The 21,929-nt window shown below is 47.1% G+C and carries 19 protein-coding genes; 12 read left to right on the top strand and 7 right to left on the bottom strand.

From position 1 onward, the window contains the following. Positions 1–14: 14 nt before the first annotated feature. From JM642_RS11120 to JM642_RS11130, 3 genes are all read right to left on the bottom strand, one after another. Complete coding sequence (locus tag JM642_RS11120) at positions 15–1,361, bottom strand: DUF3570 domain-containing protein (RefSeq protein ID WP_203431793.1); 1,347 nt, start codon at positions 1,359–1,361, stop codon at positions 15–17. Between the two features lie 75 nt (positions 1,362–1,436). Continuing rightward, positions 1,437–1,658, bottom strand: a complete 222-nt coding sequence (locus JM642_RS11125) for a DUF4266 domain-containing protein (protein WP_037417959.1) — start codon at positions 1,656–1,658, stop codon at positions 1,437–1,439. A gap of 3 nt (positions 1,659–1,661) precedes the next feature. After that, positions 1,662–2,129 (bottom strand): TlpA disulfide reductase family protein, encoded by a 468-nt coding sequence (locus JM642_RS11130; protein WP_037417957.1) that lies wholly within the window; start codon positions 2,127–2,129, stop codon positions 1,662–1,664. A gap of 348 nt (positions 2,130–2,477) precedes the next feature. On the opposite strand from JM642_RS11130, the gene hyaA reads away from it, so the two are divergent. The 11 genes from hyaA (at position 2,478) to hypA (ending at position 14,825) form a co-directional block, all read left to right on the top strand. After that, on the top strand, positions 2,478–3,614 hold the full coding sequence (gene hyaA, locus JM642_RS11135) for a nickel-dependent hydrogenase small subunit (protein WP_037427738.1): 1,137 nt from the start codon (positions 2,478–2,480) through the stop codon (positions 3,612–3,614). A 3-nt stretch (positions 3,615–3,617) separates the two neighbouring features. Continuing rightward, entirely contained in the window at positions 3,618–5,321 is a 1,704-nt protein-coding gene (hyaB, locus tag JM642_RS11140; RefSeq protein WP_037417953.1) for a nickel-dependent hydrogenase large subunit, read from the top strand. Between the two features lie 21 nt (positions 5,322–5,342). Next, complete coding sequence (cybH, locus tag JM642_RS11145; RefSeq protein WP_037417952.1) at positions 5,343–6,017, top strand: Ni/Fe-hydrogenase, b-type cytochrome subunit; 675 nt, start codon at positions 5,343–5,345, stop codon at positions 6,015–6,017. Between the two features lie 7 nt (positions 6,018–6,024). Then, entirely contained in the window at positions 6,025–6,603 is a 579-nt protein-coding gene (locus tag JM642_RS11150) for a HyaD/HybD family hydrogenase maturation endopeptidase (protein WP_037417949.1), read from the top strand. Further along, positions 6,584–8,422, top strand: coding sequence for a NiFe hydrogenase (locus JM642_RS11155; RefSeq protein WP_169547685.1), 1,839 nt, complete (start codon positions 6,584–6,586; stop codon positions 8,420–8,422). Before JM642_RS11150 ends, JM642_RS11155 begins: the two co-directional genes overlap by 20 nt. 132 nt (positions 8,423–8,554) lie before the next feature. Further along, positions 8,555–10,969 (top strand): carbamoyltransferase HypF, encoded by a 2,415-nt coding sequence (hypF, locus tag JM642_RS11160; protein WP_203433789.1) that lies wholly within the window; start codon positions 8,555–8,557, stop codon positions 10,967–10,969. Positions 10,970–11,212: 243 nt separating this feature from the next. After that, positions 11,213–12,010 (top strand): hydrogenase nickel incorporation protein HypB, encoded by a 798-nt coding sequence (gene hypB, locus JM642_RS11165; protein ID WP_047539671.1) that lies wholly within the window; start codon positions 11,213–11,215, stop codon positions 12,008–12,010. After that, positions 12,010–12,255, top strand: a complete 246-nt coding sequence (locus JM642_RS11170) for a HypC/HybG/HupF family hydrogenase formation chaperone (protein WP_203431794.1) — start codon at positions 12,010–12,012, stop codon at positions 12,253–12,255. The genes hypB and JM642_RS11170 overlap by 1 nt, the downstream gene beginning before the upstream one ends. Before the next feature lie 62 nt (positions 12,256–12,317). Continuing rightward, positions 12,318–13,457, top strand: a complete 1,140-nt coding sequence (gene hypD, locus JM642_RS11175) for a hydrogenase formation protein HypD (protein WP_203431795.1) — start codon at positions 12,318–12,320, stop codon at positions 13,455–13,457. Continuing rightward, a complete protein-coding gene (gene hypE / locus JM642_RS11180) occupies positions 13,450–14,469 on the top strand; it encodes a hydrogenase expression/formation protein HypE (protein WP_047539673.1) in 1,020 nt (339 codons plus the stop codon). The genes hypD and hypE overlap by 8 nt, the downstream gene beginning before the upstream one ends. Next, positions 14,469–14,825, top strand: a complete 357-nt coding sequence (gene hypA, locus JM642_RS11185; RefSeq protein WP_088585672.1) for a hydrogenase maturation nickel metallochaperone HypA — start codon at positions 14,469–14,471, stop codon at positions 14,823–14,825. Before hypE ends, hypA begins: the two co-directional genes overlap by 1 nt. Positions 14,826–14,917: 92 nt before the next feature. On the opposite strand, the gene lpxM is transcribed toward hypA, so the two are convergent. The 4 genes from lpxM to pheS all read right to left on the bottom strand — a co-directional run bounded on the left by lpxM (position 14,918) and on the right by pheS (position 19,637). Continuing rightward, positions 14,918–15,856 carry a lauroyl-Kdo(2)-lipid IV(A) myristoyltransferase gene (gene lpxM / locus JM642_RS11190; RefSeq protein WP_069455451.1) on the bottom strand — a complete coding sequence of 313 codons (939 nt, stop codon included), beginning with the start codon at positions 15,854–15,856 and terminating at the stop codon, positions 14,918–14,920. A 95-nt stretch (positions 15,857–15,951) separates the two neighbouring features. After that, positions 15,952–16,248, bottom strand: a complete 297-nt coding sequence (gene ihfA, locus JM642_RS11195; protein ID WP_011622581.1) for an integration host factor subunit alpha — start codon at positions 16,246–16,248, stop codon at positions 15,952–15,954. A 3-nt stretch (positions 16,249–16,251) separates the two neighbouring features. Further along, a complete protein-coding gene (gene pheT / locus JM642_RS11200) occupies positions 16,252–18,639 on the bottom strand; it encodes a phenylalanine--tRNA ligase subunit beta (RefSeq protein ID WP_203431796.1) in 2,388 nt (795 codons plus the stop codon). A 14-nt stretch (positions 18,640–18,653) separates the two neighbouring features. After that, on the bottom strand, positions 18,654–19,637 hold the full coding sequence (pheS, locus tag JM642_RS11205; RefSeq protein WP_203431797.1) for a phenylalanine--tRNA ligase subunit alpha: 984 nt from the start codon (positions 19,635–19,637) through the stop codon (positions 18,654–18,656). A gap of 470 nt (positions 19,638–20,107) precedes the next feature. On the opposite strand from pheS, the gene JM642_RS11210 reads away from it, so the two are divergent. Beyond that, entirely contained in the window at positions 20,108–21,625 is a 1,518-nt protein-coding gene (locus JM642_RS11210; RefSeq protein ID WP_172589798.1) for a methyl-accepting chemotaxis protein, read from the top strand. Positions 21,626–21,929 lie beyond the last annotated feature (304 nt).

Raw genomic sequence — 21,929 nt, forward strand, 5'->3', positions numbered from 1 at the left:
AGCACAGTTTAGCTTTAAAAAGAATAACTAAACTGTGCAGTAATCGCCTTTTGAGTCGGGAACAGATCATAGTTTTGCAACTGACCAGGGAGCTCGGTGCCATTGTTTTTCGGATCTTGTTGATAGTATTCCAAGCGGTATGTCATCTCATGTCCGCCTGACAAACGGTGACCAAACTTAACCCCTACCGTATAGGCGCTCATATCCCCAATGCGGTAATCAGCACTAGCAAACTCAGGCAATGGTGACTCCGCCATCAAAAAAGGTTGATAGAAATTCACCGCAGCTTGTTGATAATAACGAAGATGCAACTGACCATAAAAACTGCCACTGAAGTAATAACGATAATGGGTTTCTAAGGTGTGTGAGGTTAAATCCCAATCATCGGTAGTATAGCGATAGGAAAAATCGACCACTCCCGAATCGAGCGCGCCTTTAGTCATCATATAAAAACTGTGTTTTAAGCGTGAATCTGGACGATTCTCGTAGACGATATTCTCGGTCGTACCGTTATTGTCTACGACACTTAAGACTTTGTAGGGATCGGTTAAATAGCCACTGACACTCGATAAACCATAGTTTGCTTGCAATAACCAACGCTGATTAAGAATTTGAGTGATACCCAACATCAAATCAGCAGTTTGTTTATTATCGCTACTAGTTTGGCGAGTGGCATCAAATGCACTGCGATAAGCTTCATCGCTGGTAAAGTTATCGCGGATCGCCATCGTTGATAACGCTACAGGCCTGCCACCAACAGGGTCAACCACATCGAAGCTATATGAGGTGCCTAAAAACAGCGTGGTGTTGTCCTTATTAAAGCCACGCTCGACACCTGCATTAATCCCCATCGACATATAGTCGAATTCCTTAGAAGCATAAACACCGCCATTGACCTTCCAATCGGGATTCAGTACCTGCGACCAGTTCGCATTTGCCTGCACTCGAGTGTCGTGGAAAGTATCATCGAGCGGGGTTTCTCCCGCTGCTACGGTATATTGGCCATTGCCTGAAGGACGGGTAAAGGTTTGACTGTTACTTTGAGCGACAGCGCCCGAGGCCGAGGCCCCCGTTAAGCTATCAACCACCAGCTTAAGGTCAAGTACACTGTCATCACCAAAGTTTTTCTGTGCCGTACCTATGGCTTCTATCGCTTGAACTCTGTCCTGTTCACCGTAATACATGAGTGCGGCATCAACTTTCCAGTCATCGATATTTTTCGCCAGCTCGGTTGCGTGACCATTGGACGCGAACAACCCACAACTGGCTAAGGCTAACGCGCTAGCGATCTGTTTTGTCTGCGGTTTTAGTTGCACAATTTGCGGGGCATTTTTGTCTAACTTATTGTTCTTATTTGTCATGGCTGACAACACCTTTATGTCACTGAAGCTTATTTAGACGAAAACCTAAGGTATTAACGATTATTAAATTAAAGTTTAGTTACAACCGCATCCACCACCAGCAAAAGCTCGGCCACCACTACTACCTTCTTTACTGAAGTAAATATGATCATCTAACGCCTGATCCAACTTTTCGCTATCAAGCGCCATATCACTACGCGCAAACTGCCCTCTTTCCCACGGCTCAACCCCTAAGCTTGAACAACCACTCACTCCTAGCATCACTAACGAGACAGCAACTAATGTGATTTTGCGCATAGATCACTCCTTCAAAAGATTCACCAGTTCTTGTTCATAATCGGCAATATTGTCTTGGTAAAAACCGACATGCTGATTTACTAACTTGCCTTGGCGATTAAAGATAAAACTACTGGGCATACCCAATAAATCGAAGCTACGTGCGACATCGCCTTCAGGATTAAAGCGCACCGTAAATTGGGCTGGTACTTGCTTTAAAAATGCATCGGCAAGGGCTTTGTCGGTATCAAGGTTAATGGCTACCACCGCTAACCCTTGCTCTTGATACTTTTGCTGCATGGTATTCATCCAAGGAAAAGACTTACGGCAGGGTCCACACCAAGAGGCCCAAAAATCGACGTAAACGACTTTTCCTTTAAATTCATTCAGTGAAACAGTTTGATTTTGTGCATCAAAGACAAGGTGTTCAAGTGAAGGAGCGGCAAGTACGCTTGCACTAAATAATCCGAGGAACAACACGAGTTTTTTCATAGGCTATCCATTTATCACAATACAGTTCGAATTTATTAACTGAATCTTAAGGTTTGCTTAAACTTAAAAAGAATAAATAAAGTCTTTATGCCACATGGACATCTGAGCCATCAATTGGTTGGAAAGTGAGCTCTAACGGCAAAAATGTTAAAATTGAGACATTTTGTCCCATTAGCAAAATCGAAATTAGATCTGAATCATGTTAATTTAATGTCAAAATCAGTTTAATCACATCTCTGAAAAATTCTTGATATGCATCAATAATTTTCTAGTGCCTAGCGCCTAAACTGCATGTGTCAATTATGTAAACCCTTAACAATTTACATTCCAACAACAAAAGGTTGACCCATGGACACACATGCAGCCCTCTATGAACAGGGAAAGGCGCGCTTAGATGCGTTGCGCCAATTAGCTCCCCGTCAACAGCAAACATTACTCGATAAATTACAACAACATGGCATCACACGCCGTGACTTCATGAAATGGAGTGCGATGGTAACGGGTATGCTCGCCCTACCACTCCCCTTTAGTAACTTAGTTGCAGAGGCCGCCGAATTAGCCGACCGTGTACCCTTAATTTGGTTACATATGGCTGAATGTACTGGTTGCTCCGAATCCTTAGTTCGTGCCGACACCCCCAATCTAGATTCGCTGATCTTCGATCATATCTCCTTGGAATATCACGAAACCTTGATGGCAGCGGCGGGTTGGCAAGCAGAGGAAAACCTCGAGCACGCCTTAGAAACCTACAAGGGTCGCTACCTGCTCGCGGTAGAAGGCGCGATACCGACCGCCAATAACGGCAGCTTCTTGACCGTGGGCTGTAAAGGCCATACAGGCTTAGAAATTATCAAACATGCCGCCGAAGGCGCCGCAGCGATTATCTCTGTGGGCACCTGTGCATCCTTCGGTGGTGTACAAGCCGCCTACCCGAACCCCACAGGGGCTAAGGGCGTGCACGAAGTTGTGAGCAAACCCGTGATTAACTTAGGCGGTTGCCCACCAAGTGAAAAGAACATTGTCGGTACTTTGATGTACTTCATCATGTTCGGCAAATTACCTGCACTGGATATGTTTAATCGTCCAAAATGGGCTTATGGCGCACGGGTACATGATAACTGTGAACGTCGTGGCCGTTTTGATGCCGGTGAATTCGTTGAAGAATTTGGCGATCACGGTGCAAAAGAAGGCTACTGCCTCTATAAAGTGGGCTGTAAAGGACCTTATACCTATAACAACTGCCCCACTGAACGCTTCAATCACCATACCAGTTGGCCTGTGTTAGCTGGTCATGGTTGTATGGGCTGCTCAGAACCTAATTTCTGGGATGATATGGCTGACTTTGAGAAACCCCTTGGTCGTCAACTGCTCCATGGATTGGATGCAACCGCAGACACCGTCGGTGCGGTGATTTTAGGCGCGACAGTCGTTGGCATTGGAGCCCACGCTGTTGCCAGTATTTTTGCCAAGCCGCTGGAGGAATAACCCATGAGCAAGCGCGTTGTTATCGACCCTATCACCCGTATCGAGGGTCACTTACGTATCGAAGTTGAAGTTGATGAGAATAATGTCATCAACAAAGCATGGTCATCCTCTACGTTATGGCGTGGTATTGAAGTTATTCTCAAAGGCCGTACGCCTATGGACGTGGGCCTCATTGTGCAACGTATCTGTGGTGTATGTACTTATTCGCACTATCGCTGTGGTACCGAAGCGGTGGAAAATGCTTTAGGGATTCAAATTCCCTTGAATGCAAAGTATCTTCGCTCGCTGATGCAAACATCGCTCTATATGCATGACCATATAGTGCACTTCTATCATCTCCATGGCTTAGATTGGGTCGATGTGGTTTCAGCACTCAGTGCAGACCCCGCTAAGGCCGCCCAAGTCGCCCTCAAATATACCGATAAACCTATCGCCGCTGGAGAAGGTGAATTAAGGGCTGTGCAAGAGCGCGTAAAAGGCTTTGTAGAAACCGGAAAACTTGGTCCATTCGCCAACGCTTATTGGGGTAATGGCACCTATAAGTTTACCCCTGAACAAAACCTGATTGCTCTATCTCACTACCTTAAAGCCCTTGAAGTACAAAGAGTTGCCGCCGAAATGCTTGCAATATTCGGCGGTAAACAGCCACATCCTCAATCATTAGTTGTCGGTGGCGTGACTTCTGTACGCGATATGTTGAGCCCTGCACGTCTGCAAGAATGGAAGCAAAAACACGCAATCGTAACAGACTTTATCCTGCGTGCTTATCAAGCCGATATCGTGATGGCAGCCGAAGCCTTTGGTACTGAGCCTAGCGTGCTAGGCGGCGTCAATGTTAAAAACTTCATGGCTACCCATGACTTTGTGCTCGCTAATGGCGAATATATGTTCGACCAAGGCGTGATTATGAATGGCGATTTAGCAGGTGTGAGTGATATTAACCCTGATCTTATCGCCGAAGATGTCAGCCACGCTTGGTACAATGCTGATGCGCCGCAACATCCGTATGATGGCACCACCATTCCAAACTATACCGGCTTTGTTGAGCGGGATACGGTTTATGGCAAACTGCCAACTTTAGATGGTGATGGTAAATACTCTTGGGTGAAATCACCTCGTTATCAAGGTGAACCTGTCGAAGTGGGCCCACTGTCTTGTTTATTAGTCAGTTATGCCCGTGGCAATAAAGTGGTGGTCGATGCCGTCAATGCTTTGCTGGCACGCACAGGTCTCCCAGTAGAAGCACTCTTCACTACCCTAGGCCGCACGGCTGCGCGGATGCTGCAAACCGTGATCGTCGCGCAGGAAGGCCTGAAAACCTTCGATGCCTTGTTAACAAACATTCAGTCAGATGAAACCACCTATGTGAAACCCCATATCGATCCAAGTAAAGAGTATGTGGGTCACGCCATGATTGAAGCGCCCCGCGGCATGCTAAGCCACTGGATCCGAATCAAAAATGGTGTCATTGAGAACTATCAAGCCGTAGTGCCTACTACCTGGAACGCAGGTCCCGTGGATGCTAATGGCAAGATTGGTCCCTATGAAGCCTCACTGATTGGTTTGAAACTGGAAGATCCCACTAAACCCCTTGAGGTGATACGTATTATTCACTCATTTGACCCTTGCATGGCGTGTTCTGTACACGTGATGGATTTTAAAGGTCAGGCATTGAGCGAGTTCCGTGTCAGCCCCAATGGTCAATAACAACGAGGGAGGGAACGCAACATGAACCATTCTGAAACCCGCATTCGGACACTGGTTTTTAGTCCTGCGATACGGATTTTCCACTGGTTACGGGCACTGACGATTTTAGTGCTGGTGATCACCGGATTCTATATTGCTTGGCCGTTTCTTGTGGCACCCGAAAGTACGGATGTATTAGTACAAGGTTGGATCCGTTTTGCCCATTTGATCTGCGGTTTTATCTTAACCGCAGTCACTTTGGCCCGCTTCTACTTGTATTTTTTCAGTCGTAGCGATATCGAGCGACGCTCGTTTCGTGATGTGATGAGCATTAAGAGCTGGATTACCCAACTAAAATCTTACATTTGGATGGGACATTTACATAAAGCTGGCGTTTACGGGCCACTGCAATTTGTGACCTATGTAGCAATCTCCTTTGTTGCGCTTGTGATATGTATTACTGGTCTCGTACTGTATGCCAATGTCTACCATGAAGGTTTAGGTGGCATGCTTTGGAGCAGTGCAGCTTGGATCACCGCACAAATGGGCGGGCTGGCACAGGTGAGAATTTGGCACCACTACCTCACTTGGGCATTCGTTATCTTTGTGGTTATCCACGTCTATATGGCGGTTTGGTCAGGGATACGCTTCAAACATAACTCAGTTGACTCAATTGTCTCTGGTTACGACTACCCGAAACCAGACTCACACCACTAGGAGTCCAATGAAGATATTGCTACTGGGTATTGGCAATGTCCTGTACGCCGATGAAGGCATCGGCGTACATTTTGTCAATTACATCACTGAGAATTATCAGTTTACACACGAGTCCCATCAGCTCGAGATGCTCGATGGCGGCACCTTAGCCCAGGGACTCATTCCGATTATTTGCCAATACGATTATTTGATCGTGGTCGATACTGTCAATGCCAATGGCGTCGAAGCGGGTGAGGTCTATTTCTTCGACTTTGATAAAGCCCCGCAGGAAATTGACTGGCAAGGCAGCGCCCATGAAGTCGAAATGCTACAAACCCTAAACATGATGGAAATGGTTGGCGACAGGCCAAAAACCTTTGTATTAGGTGTTACTCCAACCGTGCTTGAACCTATGACACTCGGCCTCACCCCCAAAGTTGCATCCGCAGTTCCTTTGATGGAGCGCACCCTGTTATCCCACTTAGCCTCCCTTGGATTCACTGCGACACGCATTGCCGATCATAGTATCGACTCGCTGATCCCCGACTCCTATAAACGTGGTGTCACTCTTGGTGAAAATATAGAAGATGAAAAACATCAGATTTGATTTTACCTGCTCACGTCAGGTGCCCTTATATGCGCATTTATGTAATCAATACCTAAATTATGATGCGCTGAATATTAGCATTGGTTGCGACAACCACAATGATTTTGGTCCACAAACCTATTTTATTGAAGCCCAAGGTGAGCAAGCGCCGTTAGAGCAACTGGCCGATGCGATTGCCGCTGATTTTTTAATGTCTGTTTGGTTGGTTGACTCAGGCATTAAAGTTATCGATGAGCCACAAGGCCAGCGTACCTTATTGGAGACTCATGATCCCCAAATGGATAAATCGGTTGCCGCTTTTTGCCAGCAATGTTATCCCCTGTTTGGCGATAATCAAGCGGCGCAATTTGGTGCTATTGATTTAACCTGTTCCTGTTGCCACGGTGAAACCCGCTTAACCCCTGCCCAAAAAGCCCTCACGCTAACCGATCTTAAAGCCATGGCTGAGCAGTTAATAACCCAAGGCTCATTAGCGTTAAGCTGTGAAGGTATAGCGCTAAGCTTAGAACCGTTTGCTCGCGATGCCAGCAGACCACAACTGCTGATCTGTAATCCAAACACCTTAAATGCACATTTTTGCTTAAAGGATCATCAAGTCGTTGCGCTATCCAGCATTGAAAAACCGCTTATTTGCGCAAGACCCATTCAAGATCACCAAAAACTATTTGCGCCGCTATACGATATTTGTTTTGGCTATAGTCGCGTGGTAGCGGTCCTTAGCGAAATTTTGCGGCAAAAAGGAATTGATTGGGTTTATCTTCAAGGTCAGCACCATAGGCCCAAATTAGCTTGGGTTGATGGCGCATGGGCCCAGTTGTCCCACCAAGATGGAGATAATGCTAATAACATCAGCAAACATTTCAATGCGCCGGAGCCGTTAAGGGAAGACATTCGCTTTCTCGGTTTTAAAGCACAATGGCAAGCGCATAAAAAAACACGCTCGCACCAAGGCACGCTTAGCGTACAAGTCTTATCCTCAGTAGAGAGTGAGACGAATTACGAAGGTGATCAAGAAGATCATACGATTACCGATGCAGCGCTCTTTGCTGCACTGCTAAATGGTAAATTTACCAGCCATAAGCAAGCCAAAAATGCGGCGGTGATTTACTTAAGCCATGATCATCCGAGCCAAATTGTCACCTGCGATAATAAAGGCGACACTTCACTGTTTTTTGCCCTGCCTGAGCTGCCCGATAATGGATATGATATTTTCCACAGGCTCGACAGCAGCCCGCAAAAAGCGGTGGCGCAGAAGTTTAAAAGTCAGTTTCCTGATGACTACTTGAAACTGCTCAGTCTAAAACTCCACGGCAGACGCGATAATCTTCAGAGCCTATGGGCTATTGCCGCGATATTGATTGGTTTGAATCCGCAGGAAGAAACCCAGTCACAAGACTATTTGAGCGATGCTCTCATGGCGGCAGCCATGCGTTATCAGGGAGCGAATGCACCGCGCATCGATTACCCTCTCACCAAAGGCGAAGCCCATCGAAGCCTTAATTGGTGCAAAACCCTTGGCACACTACTGAGCTTTAGAGTGGCTGGCCACAGCGACCCAAGCCAACTGGCTTTTGCGATGCAGGACTCCCTCGCCGATTACCTTGCTAATTGGCTTGAGCATATAGACTTAAATATTGGAGTTCAGACAATTGCTTTAGCGGGTAATGAGTTAGCTAACGAAACCCTCTGTAAACGCATGAGTTTACGCTTAGGTAAAAACTTCCCGTTACTGGTCAATCGTAGTCTCGACTTAGAGGGAGATAACCTTGCTGTAGGTGCGCTGTATGTTAAGCAGCGGCAATTAAACACCCTTGGATAAATACTTAACATTCGTGTTTGCCCCAGAGATATCGCAACATTAGAGGATAGATTGTTATCTTCTAATGTTGCGAACAAACCTAAAAGAAGACTGAAATTGAAACAAGCAGCCTCATCCGCTAACCAACAGGATATGATTGAACGTCGCCAACTGCATATCACTGGCATAGTACAAGGCGTGGGCTTTCGGCCTTTTGTCTACCGCTGGGCAACCGATTTGCAACTCACTGGCACAGTACTCAATAATGCCAAGGGCGTGATGATAGAACTGCAAGGACCGAGCGCAAAACTGGATATTTTTATCCAAGAGTTAGCAACTAACCCGCCACCACTGGCACGTATCGACCATATAACCCATGGACAGCTAGCGGTAAAATTAGCGGAGACACACTTCGAGATTGTTCAAAGCGATAGCCAAAGTGATGAAACAAAAGACCCTAGCTTAGCAGCACTCGTTGCCGTGTCGGCCGACAAAAGTACCTGCCAGGATTGCCTAGGCGATATGCGCAATCCACAGGATCGCCACTTTGGCTATGCCTTTACTAATTGCACCAATTGCGGCCCAAGATACACGATTATCAATGCCTTACCCTATGATCGCCATCATACCGCCATGGCAGATTTCGCTATGTGCCCCGATTGCGCCAAGGCCTATCAAGATCCTTTAAATCGCAGGTACCACGCTCAGCCCGTCAGTTGCCCAAAATGTGGCCCACGCCTGAGTTTAAAAACACCTCAGGGTGAGCTAATCGCATTGACGCCCTTGCTCCACTCGCAAAACAACAGCATGGAGGTATTGGCCGCTGCGGCCAATAAGCTTGCACAAGGACATATCCTCGCCATTAAAGGGCTCGGCGGATTCCACTTGATGTGTGACGCGAGAAACAGCTTCGCAGTGAGTCAACTACGGCAGCGAAAACAGCGTAAGGCGAAGCCGCTGGCGGTAATGATGCCTAGTATTGAAATGGCAAAACAGTACGTTACGGGCACGGAGGCGGAGTGGCAAACCTTAAGCTCGCCGGAACGGCCCATCGTATTGATGCAAGCGTTGGATGAGCATGACCTTAGCCCCGAAATCGCACCCAATATCCCCAAGCTGGGTGTATTTTTACCTTATACGCCACTGCACCACTTACTGCTTAGCCAATTTAATGGCCCGCTAGTGGCAACCAGCGCCAATGTGTCGGGCGAGCCCATTATCACCGATTGCGATGTGCTTATCAGCCAACTTGGGCATGTGGTGGATGCCATCGTCGATCATAACCGACCAATACTCAACGGCTGTGATGACAGTGTTGTGCAACTTATTCAACAGCCAAATGGCAATACGCCGCAGGTGCAAGTGCTGCGTCTAGCGCGGGGTTATGCGCCATTAAGTTTTCCATTAACTGCGCCACTAACACGCTCAATCCTCGCCGTGGGAGCACAGCAAAAAAATGCTATCGCTTTCGGATTTGGTGCAAATGTATTTTTAAGTCCGCATATTGGCGATCTTTTTAGTGTCAGTGCCGAGCAGTATTTCGAGCGCACCTTAGGCACCTTTGCGCGCCTGTATCATTTCAGTCCCGAGCTGATTGTCCATGATAAGCACCCAGACTACGCACCATCGCGCTGGGCAGAAGCGCAGCAACAGAAAAGCCTTGATACACAGAGTGGAGCCTATCGTTCAATCCAAACCTTAAGCGTGCAACATCACCATGCCCACTTGCTTAGCGTCATGGCCATCAATCAATACCAAGATCCGGTATTAGGCTTTAGTTTTGACGGTACTGGTCTTGGCAATGATGGCAGTCTCTGGGGCGGTGAGGTGTTATTAACCAGGTTAGACAAAGCAGAGCGCTTAGCCCATTTTGAAGCCATCTCCCTACTGGGCGGTGAACAAGCAATTAAACAGCCTGTGCGATTATTACTGGCACTGCTGTTTGAACAAATGAGTTTAGCGGCGGTACAAACCTTAGAGTTACCGATCCTAAAAAGCCTGACACCCTTGACGTTAAGCAATTTGCACCGGATCTGGCAAAGTGGCAATACGATTAAAAGCTCATCGGTTGGCCGATTATTTGATGCCCTCGCCTGCGCCTTAGGATTGATTGACACCACACAATTTGAAGGCCAAGCGGGCATGCTGATAGAAGCCGCAGCAAGACGCGCCGATAAACAACATCTACCGCCACTTATCCTCAATTTACCACTGAGTTCATCAGAGGATGACCCGCAACAAGTACAAGTTTGGTGTAGTAGCCAACTGTTTAAACAGCTTATCGTGCACATCACTGAGGCGCCACTATCCTCCCACAGGCAAAGCATTATCGCCCGCGCGTTTTTGCATAGTCTTGGAGATGCTATTTGTAGTTATGCTGCGCGCTATCCATCACTGCCCATTGCGCTATGTGGCGGAGTATTTCAAAACCAATATCTGCTCGAATATTGCCTCAGTAAACTTCATCTCCAAGGCAATACCGTGCTCCCCAACAAACATATTCCCGTTAACGATGGCGGTATCGCCCTTGGCCAGCTTTGGTATGGAATTCATCAAGAGGCAATATAAAAACCACCAATAAACCGCTGCTATGACATATCTGCGTAGAGCTTGATATGCGCCGTGACCAAATGGCCAAAATCTGATTGATCAGGGTCAAAACGACCTAATAACCTGACGGACATCAAAGATTCCTTTAAGAATTTGTATCACACTTAACATTAGCGTAATCAAATTAACCCTATTCGATAGCATCACCATATTGTTCGGACAACAGCTCAAATCTGTGACGAGAACAAGGAGAATGACAAGATGTGTAAAGACTGCGGCTGCTCTCTACCCCGCCACTCTGCGATTCAACAAGGGCATGATCACCATACAGGTCATTCCCACGAACACAGCCATAAACATCAGGAATTGCATACCAATCCTCAGCTTAACGATAAAAAAACCTTGTCGGTGATCCATAAAATTCTCGATAAAAATGATGTAGAAGCTGCCCACAACCGTGCCCATTTCGAGGCTCACCATATTACCGCCTTCAATCTAATGAGTAGCCCAGGTAGCGGCAAAACGACCTTGCTTGAGCACTTAAAAGAGTACACAAAACTTAATTACGCCGTTATTGAAGGCGATTTAGAGACCTCCCGTGATGCTGACCGTTTAATCGCAAAGGGCATTACAGCCCATCAAATTCAAACTGGCAGTGCATGCCACCTAGACGCCTTTATGGTGCATGGTGCTTTGCATCACTTGCCGCTGGAAGGGTTAGATATTTGCTTTGTGGAAAACGTGGGCAACCTCGTCTGCCCCGCCAGTTATGATGTGGGCACCCATAAAAATATCGTGCTGCTCTCCGTTCCCGAAGGCGATGATAAGATTGAAAAATATCCAGTAATGTTCCGCCGTGCTGACCTGGTTCTGATCACAAAATGTGACCTATTACCCTACTTCGATTTCAGTGTCGACGAGGCCAAAGCCCAGCTTAAAAAACTCAATCCGGACACTCAAATACTCGAAGTCTCAATTAAAAATGGCGATTCCATGCATGCCGTCGCCGCTTGGCTAAATGAAAATCTGCGCCGAAACACTGTGGGAGAGCCACAATAATGTGCCTATCAATCCCCTCACAAGTGGTAGCAGTTGATAACGAGCGCCAATCTGTAACCGTCGATACCTTAGGCGTAAGACGCGATGTCAGCAGCCATCTTATGACTGAACCCTTGGCTATTGGTGATTATGTGCTCATTCATATCGGTTTTGTGATGAATAAAATTGATCGCAATGATGCTCTGCAAAGCCTTGAATTATATCAAGAGATAGTCGCAAAACTTGAAAATGAAACCACGAATTAAGCAACAGCCGCAGTTGTAAACGATCACAAACCACAGACGATACACTGCGACAAGGATTGAACATGCTTGAATTAAAACAACTTTATCAAGGCTTTCGCGATCCCCAAACCATTGCCTCGCTTGCAAAGGATATTGCCCAGGTCGCTCACTCACTCGATCAACAAATCAACATTATGGAAGTGTGTGGCGGCCATACCCACACCATAATGAAATACGGCTTACTGGATTTGCTGCCGGATAACATTGAGTTTATCCACGGCCCCGGTTGCCCTGTATGCATTATGCCTAAAGAGCGGATCGATCAAGCCGCAGTGCTTGCCCAGCAGGAAGATGTGATATTAGTGACGCTAGGCGATATGATCCGCGTCCCCGGCTCCCAAGGTTCACTTGCCAGTTTCAGAGCCAAAGGCTGTGATATTCGGCCTATCTATGACCCTTTAGACACGCTCAAAATTGCCCGTGATAATCCAAATAAAACCGTGGTGTTTTTCGCCATTGGATTTGAAACTTCCACCCCAATGACGGCAATATTGTTGCAACTGGCAGAGCAGGAAAAGCTGGCGAATTTGTTTTTTCATATCAACCATGTATTAGTCCCACCCGCAATTGATGCCGTGATGCACGATCCTAATGCGAGGGTCAATGCCTTTATTGGCCCAGCACACGTCAGCGTGATCAGTGGCGCCAAAATCTATCGCCCTGCCGTAGAGCAATACGGCACACCGGTAGTGGTCTCAGGTTTTGAGCCCGTGGATGTCATGGAGTCTATCCTGCGCATCGTGCGTCAAAAGGCCGCAGGCAAGGCAGAACTCGATATCCAATACAGCCGCGCTGTATCTGAGCAAGGTAATCTTGCCGCACAGGCAAAAGTTGAACAGTTTTTCCAGATCAGACCGCAATTTCGTTGGCGCGGGCTTGGACCAATCCCCAACTCTGCGCTGCAATTAAGGGATGAATACGCACACAGGGACGCAGAGCTGCACTTTAAAGACAGATTGCCCGTCAAAGAAATTGATGATCATAAGGCTTGCCAGTGCGGCGATATTCTACGTGGACTCGCCAAACCGAAGGACTGCAAAGTCTTTGGCCGCGGCTGCAATCCCGAAACCCCTCTCGGTAGCTGCATGGTCAGCTCCGAAGGCGCTTGTAATGCTTATTACCGCTATCAAGGCATCGATAGCAAGGAGCAACATCATGGCTGATGTATCAACCAAAGAGAAAGCGATTCAACTCAGCCACGGTGGTGGCGGTAAAGAGATGAATAAACTCATCCGCGATCTGTTTTTTGCCGAATTCGATAACCCGATTTTGCGTAGCGAAGAAGACGCCGCAAAACTTGAATTACAGGGTGCGACAGCCTTTACGACGGACTCTTTCACCGTATCACCGTTGTTTTTTGCCGGTGGTGATATCGGTAAGCTGGCGATTGCTGGCACTGTTAACGATCTCGCCATGATGGGCGCTGAGCCTCAATATTTAAGCTGTAGCGTGATCATCGAAGAAGGTTTTTCGCTCAAAGACTTAACCACAATTGTACGCAGTATGGCCAAAGAGCTGAAACAAAGTGGGGCTAGAATTGTTTGTGGCGACACCAAAGTAGTACCTAAGGGCTGCGCCGATGGCTTATTTATCAATACTTCAGGCGTTGGGCGTATTTTACGTCCGAATATCTCGGCAGCAAATGTCGCGCCCGGTGATGCGATTATTGTCTCCCGTGATGTGGGCTGCCATGGCGCGGCTATTTTGATGGCGCGTGAGGGTCTTACCCTCGAGTCCACGCTACAAAGCGATTGTGCCACGCTCTGGCCAGTCGTGGAGCAATTGATCGCTGCTAATATTCCACTGCATGCTATGCGCGATGCCACCCGCGGCGGGCTCTCTGCCGTATTAAATGAATGGGCCGTTGCCGCCAATGTAGGCATCACAGTTAATGAGGCGAGCATCCCGGTTTGTGATGAGGTCAAAGGCTTGTGTGAACTCTATGGCTTTGAGCCAATGGATTTAGCCAATGAAGGCACCTTTATCTTGGCTGTTCCCAACGATATCGCCCTTGGTGCGTTGGAAATTATGCAACGATTTGGTCACTGCGAGCAGGCGGCCATCATCGGTACCGTCAGCGACGAACTTCCCGGAAAAGTGATCTTAAGAACGCCATGGAATACCAAACGTTACTTAGACTTGCCTCAAGGTGAACTGCTACCAAGGATTTGTTAATGCACGAGTATTCTATAGTAAGCGCCTTAATTGAACAGTGCGAACAACATGCGCGGGCAAATCAAGCAACTAAAATTACTCGGGTAGCAATCAAACTCGGCGTAATGAGCGGTGTCGAACCCACCCTACTTCAAACGGCGTTTGAGACCTTTAAACTCGATGGGATCTGCCGCGAAGCCGAGCTTTGCATGACACTACAGCCACTGGTGATCAAATGTGCAGATTGCCAACAAGAGTCGGTGCTCGGTGAGCGTTCAATCGTGTGCCCCGCCTGTAACAGTTATCATACGCGGGTATTAGAGGGTGAAGATATGCTGCTGATGCAGCTCGAAATGGAGCAAGCAGAGGATATTTAATCGATTATAAGCACGGCTTCAGTGATAAAAATGGCTTTAAGTCTACACACTTAAAGCCATTATTATTCGGGTTTACAATAAGCAATAAACGCTTACTGATAAATTGAGGCTTGCCCTTCAGGGCGAGTCTTTAGCAATCTTAGGAACCACATATACTGCTCTGGATAAGCGAGTATCACTTGCTCAACCGCTTTATTCAGTGCTAACGCCTCGTTTTCCTTACCGACCATGTCTTCGGCGGCAATGGCGGGCATCACAGTTAAATCAAACTGGCGTGAAGCTTGGTTATAACCAATTTTCACCGGCAGCACTTGGGCATTTCCCGCCTGAGCCAATCGGCCAACCACGGGTAATGTCGCTTTGACTGTGCCTAAAAACGGGGTAAATACACTCTGATCTGGGCCTAAATCCTCATCGGGCAGGTAGAAAAAGCTATTGTTCTGCTTAAGCTCTGCTAATAAGGCGCGAATTCCGGCCTCTCGCATATAAACGTGGCCACCACAACTGCTACGTACCCGATTATTAAACCAGTTAAATAACGCGTTTTTATGGGCCTTTGCCATAGTGACCATGGGCAAGTCGAGGTTTAACCTCAGCCCAGCATAATCAATAGGCCACACATGGGGCATGATAAATATCACCGGCTGCCCTACTGCTTGCGCCGCTTGTACATGCTCAAAGCCCATCAAATTCACACGGCGGCGTAAATGCGCCTTAGATCGTACCAACAGCTCACCTTGCGATAACAGCACTAATACGAAGTTCTGCACGTTGTCATCAATTAAGGCTTCTATTTCTGCGGCGGATTTTTCAGGGAAACACGCCTTTAAGTTCGCCCTGGCAATACTTATCGGCTTTTTCGCAATAGGCGCCACCAGTTTGGCTAAGGTTCTAGCAATAGGATCACGCAGCCACGCGGGCATGATCCCAAAAATCACTAATAGACCGATCGCCAACCAAGTAACCCAATATTTAGGGTGCAATAACGCCAGTTGAAAACGTCGGTCAAAATGTTTGGGCTGTCTTGACAAAGAAATCACCTCAGACAGTGGAAAAGCCATTCACCATAAAAAGAAAATAGTAAAGCCACTCACGAAGGAGTGGCTTTACTGTCGAACATCTAAAATTACTTGCCCGCGTTAGAAGCTTCTACGCGAGTTTTCAGTTTCTGGCCGGGACGGAAGGTCACGACACGGCGAGCGGAAATCGGGATATCCTCGCCTGTTTTTGGGTTCCTTCCCGGTCTTTGATTCTTATCCCTAAGGTCAAAGTTGCCAAAGCCAGATAACTTGACCTGCTCACCACTTTCAAGTGCGCCTCGAATTTCTTCAAAGAACGACTCAACCATCTCTTTGGCTACACGCTTGTTTATACCGAGTGTTTCAAAAAGATGTTCTGCCATTTCGGCTTTGGTAAGTGCCATACTTTAATCCCTCAACGATGCGTTGAACTCGGTCTTCAGGGCAGAAACAACTGAATCTACAGTTTCAGCGATCTCTTTTTCCTCAAGTGTACGAGTAGTGTCTTGTAATGTAAGTGCTATCGCCAAGCTCTTCTTGCCGGGCTCAACACCTTTACCTAAGTATACATCGAACAAGTTTATGCCAACCAACTGATTTTCGCCAACTTTTCTTATCAATTTCATTACATCGCCTGCAGATACACTTTCATCTACGACTACTGCGATGTCACGACGATTAGCCGGGAACTTAGATACAGCTTGGGCTAGCGGTAAACTGGTATGCAATAAAGCATCCAATTCCAACTCAAAAACGATGGTTTTACCATTGAGTCCAAAAGGCTTCTCCAAACTAGGATGGATAGCACCTATATGACCGATCACTCGATCATTTCTCAATATTTCAGCACATTGCCCTGGATGAAGAGCAGAATGCGTCGCTACTCTAAAGCTAAATTCTGATGCGGAAACTGTCAAGCCGATAATTGCTTCTAAATCACCTTTAAGGTCGAAAAAATCAACGGTTTTCGATTCCATTGACCAATGTTCGTCATTTTGAAGCCCTGTAATGACGCAACCGAGCATTGCTTGCTGTCTTACACCGGATTCTGCATGAATATCAGGAACAAAGCGCAGGCCAGTTTCAAAAAGTCTCACGCGACCCTGTTGACGACTTTGGTTGTAGCCAACCGCAGTCAATAATCCAGTGAACATCGACAACCGCATGGCCGACATTTCGCTAGAAATCGGGTTCGGTAACACCATGGCTTGCTCACCTGGGTGAACCAGATTTTGCAGCTTAGGATCGACGAAACTGTAAGTCACAGCTTCTTGGAAACCACGGGCCACTAACAGCGAACGTACGCGCTTGAGGCTTAAGTCGGTTTCTTTATGGTCTGACATCCGCAGTGACGCCACGGGCGCAACGTTTGGAATGTTGTTGTAACCGTAGATACGGGCCACTTCTTCGATTAAGTCTTCCTCAATCGCCATATCGAAGCGGTAAGTGGCGGTCGTAACCTGCCAGCACCCCTCACCTGCGACTACGCTAAAACCTAAACGCTCGAGGATTTCAACCACGTCGCTATCGGGAACATGGTGACCGAGAATTTTATCTAACTTGCTGCGACGCAATAAGATTTGCACAGGTTTTGGTAAGTCAGCGTCAGATTTAGCTTCAACCACAGGGCCAGCTTCACCGCCACAAATATCCAGTACTAAGCGAGTCGCACGGTCCATGACTTTGTGTTGCATCTCTGGGTCAACACCACGCTCGAAGCGGTGTGATGAATCGGTATGCAAACCTAAACGGCGTGATTTACCCATAATCGCTAACGGCGCGAAGAACGCACATTCAAGCAGTATGTCTTGGGTAGTGTCGCTCACACCCGAATATTCACCGCCAAACACACCAGCAAGCGCTAATGGACGCGCATCGTCGGCAATCACTAGAGTGTCGTTTGGAATAGTCACTTCGCTGCCATCGAGCAGGGTGATTTTCTCTTCACCATTACCTAAACGCACTTGGATATCGCCAGTCAGTTTGGCAAGGTCGAAGGCGTGCATAGGTTGACCGAATTCAACCAACACAAAGTTAGTGATATCCACGATAGGATCGATTGAGCGGATACCACTGCGACGCAGTTTTTCCTGCATCCACAGAGGCGTTGCCGCTTTTACATTCACATTTTTCACCACACGGCCTAAATAGCGTGGGCAAGCTGCGGTTTCTTTGACATTAATAGCCACTTTGGCATCAGTGCTTGGCGTCACGGCTTGCCACTGTGGCTCGGTTACCGCTTGACGGTTTAACACGCCAACTTCACGGGCCAAACCTACCATACCTAAGCAATCGGCACGGTTAGCGGTTAAATCCACTTCTATCACAGCATCATCAAGCTGGAGATACTCACGTAAATCCGTGCCTAATGGCGCATCTAATGGCAGCTCAATGATGCCATCGCTGTCGATGTCGATGCCCAGCTCGCTGTATGAACACAGCATGCCTTCTGAAGGCATACCACGCAGCTTAGCCTTCTTAATTTTAAAATCGCCTGGCAGTACGGCACCGACCATTGCTACGGCCACTTTTAAGCCTTGACGGCAGTTAGGTGCGCCACAGACGATATCGATAAGCTCGCCACTGCCGACACTGACTTTAGTCACGCGCAGTTTGTCTGCATCGGGGTGCTGGCCACATTCGACCACTTCACCAACCACAACGCCGTTGAACTCGGCAGCCACGGCATCAACGCCATCAACTTCGAGTCCAGCCATAGTGATCTGGTGGGATAATGCTTCACGGCTAACGGCAGGATTGACCCACTCACGAAGCCAAGATTCGCTAAATTTCATGCTATACAGCTCCGTTATTTAAATTGCTTCAGGAAACGCAGGTCGTTTTCGAAAAACGAACGTAGATCGTTTACGCCGTAACGCAGCATTGTTAAACGCTCAACACCCATACCAAAAGCAAAACCAGAGTATTTTTCTGGATCAATGCCAACACTACGGAGCACATTTGGGTGCACCATACCGCAGCCTAACACTTCTAACCATTTGCCGTTTTTACCCATTACGTCCACTTCGGCTGAAGGCTCAGTGAAGGGAAAGTAAGAAGGACGGAAACGCACCTGCAAATCTTCCTCGAAGAAGTTACGCAGGAAATCATGCAACACGCCTTTTAATTCGGCGAAGTTAACGTTTTCATCGACCAGCAAACCTTCCACTTGGTGGAACATTGGCGTGTGAGTTTGGTCGTAGTCGTTACGATACACACGACCTGGTGAAATAATCCGCAATGGCGGCTTTTCAGTTTCCATAGTACGAATTTGCACGCCCGAGGTTTGGGTACGCAGCATCAGCTTAGGATTAAAATAAAACGTATCGTGGTCGGCACGCGCTGGGTGGTGCTCAGAGATATTCAAGGCGTCGAAGTTATGGAAATCATCTTCGATTTCTGGCCCCTGCTTTACCGAAAACCCTAATTCCCCAAAAAAGGTTTCGATACGTTCAATAGTGCGCGTCACTGGGTGCAAACCACCGATTTCGATAGTGCGGCCAGGTAACGTCACATCAATCTTTTCGGCAATTAATTTGGCTTCCAGCTCTGCACTTTTCAGGCCATCGATGCGCTCAGTTAATTTCTGTTGAATGGCCTGTTTCGCATCATTGACCGCCTGACCAAAAGCGGGTTTTTCTTCAGGACTTAAGCTGCCCATCATTTTCATCATGTCGGTGATCTTACCTTTCTTACCTAGGTAATCGACACGGATATCATCCAGTGCTTTTAGATCACTGGCCTGGTCAATAATGACTAAGGCTTGTTCTACGATCTCAGTTAACTGCTGCATTTTCTCTTCCACTGCATAGTCGCGCTTGATAAACAAGTGCTATGGGCGCCAAACTTTCAGGCTATTTCGGTGCTCAGGTTATCGGGCGTTAATGCCAGACGCTTTGCTAGCTATAACGAAATAAAAGGAGAGAAATTTTACGCGAGCGAGCGGCATATTACTAGGGCTTATTCGGGGTTTTTATCATGCAAATTCATGTGTTATCCCAACAAACCTTCCAAGTTGATCGCCTTGGAAAGACATTTGTCGATTTTGACAGCAGTCACGTGATCACGCACTAACCACTGGCGACACATGTAACTAAACTGTAAACTTATGTTTGTACCTTGCCAAAATTGCTGCAAAACAAACAAAAATGCCGCAATTGGACAACAATAATACAAGCAACAGCTTACTAAGCAGAAAAACATAAAGTCTATGGCAAATCGACCGATATCCATTTGGTCACAGCCCAATTTATCGAGGCGCTAATGAAAGAAGTTAAATTTCGCTGGATAGATCAATACCTTATCCACATGACCTTAAAAACCAAATTTGCAATTCTCGCCCTAGTTCCGATGTTTATGATTGTGGGATTAGCGGTATTTTTAAATACTCAGTTTAGGGATACCCTGCTTGAAAGCCATTTGCATGGGCTCCAAGACACTTCCCAGAAAATCAATCAACTCGCCGCGCAGATTTCTAGCAAGCTACCCGAGCAAGAACGCCAAAATTTACCTAATCAGCTGAGCCAAGGCTTACAGAATGTTCAGATTGTTACAGTTTCTGAGGCTGATAGCCGCGCACAAACCCTTGCGCGCAGCGGTGGTGGTATTGATACCAGCAGTTCACCTAATCGGGCAGTTAGCTCGGTTAATGATCAAAATATGCTGACCATCATTCCCGTCGATGATCGTCAACTTAACGCCCTTTTAGCCGATGACAATATCTTAGTCTACAGCCTGATGGCAGTGCTGCTATTCGTGCTCTTCCTGTTTAGCTACTACATCTCTACCTTCGTTGGCGGTGCACTCTACACCACAGTCATGGCACTTAAACGCGCGGCGTCTGGGGATTTGACAGGCCGATTAAACTTCTTCGAAGTCAAAGATGAGTTCAGTATCTTAGCTATCAGTATCGACACGCTAGTCGAGCGCCAGCACAACTTGGTGAAGCAGATAGCAGAATCCACCAGCAAGATCCGCGAAGTGGTTTCATCTTTTAGAAGTACGGCTCAGCAAGGACAAGCCCTTGCGGTCAATCAACGTCAGCACCTCGACTCCTTAGCCACGGCGATGGAAGAAATGACCGCTGCGGTAAAAGAAGTGGCACGCAATGCCGAGCAATCCTCCGCCGAAACCCAAGAGGCGAATCAACAGGTTAATGCGGGTTCTAAGGATATTGAAACCACAGTAAGCGCAATTGATGTGCTGTCGGATGAAATTTCTGCTGCATCGAATGCCGTCAATACCCTCAACGACAACGCCAGTAAGATTGATGAGGTGGTTTCGACCATTAATGCTATCTCGCAACAAACTAACCTACTCGCGTTAAACGCCGCGATTGAAGCGGCGCGTGCCGGCGAACAGGGTCGCGGTTTTGCGGTAGTGGCCGATGAGGTACGAACCCTTGCTGGCCGCACGCAAGCTGCAACGGTAGAAATTAAATCCATGATTGAGTCGCTGCAACAAGGCACACGTAACCTCACTCAAGTGATGTCTCGCACCGTGAGTCAAGCAAGTGAAGGCAAACAGCATGTACTGCAAACGGGTAAAGATCTCGATTCGATTGCCCACCATAGCAGCCGCGTGTTCGAAATGAGTGTGTTGATTGCCACGTCTGCGGAAGAACAATCAGCCGTAGCTAACGAAATCGCGACCAATCTGATGGAAATTCGCAATCAATCCCACGATGTCGAGCAATCGGCGAACCAATCGGTATCGGGTTGTGATGAGTTGCAAGCCACCGCGGGACAATTGGACCAGCTGATGGTGGGTTTAAAAATCTAATCGTTGAAGTGCTAAGCAACAAGGGAGCCAAGCACCCTTGTTGCTTAAATAACGAATCGTCATCTGGTTAATCCCTAATTAATTCATTTCTATAATTTAGAATTCCTAAATAAATTAAAATAAAATCTAAATTTTAAAATTTAGATTTGGATTATCGAATTTATCGCCCCCACAATAAAATCTTGATCATACTTTTAAACTAAAAAAGTATTCATCCATTCACCTTTGATAACGATCAACGTTTTGTCACCTTAAAAATCTATTATACATTCAAGAAGCCAAGTTAAATCTCAAAAAACTATTA

Origin of the sequence: Shewanella sp. LZH-2, assembly GCF_016859145.1 — a bacterium.
In the GTDB taxonomy this organism is placed as follows: Bacteria; Pseudomonadota; Gammaproteobacteria; order Enterobacterales; family Shewanellaceae; genus Shewanella; species Shewanella xiamenensis.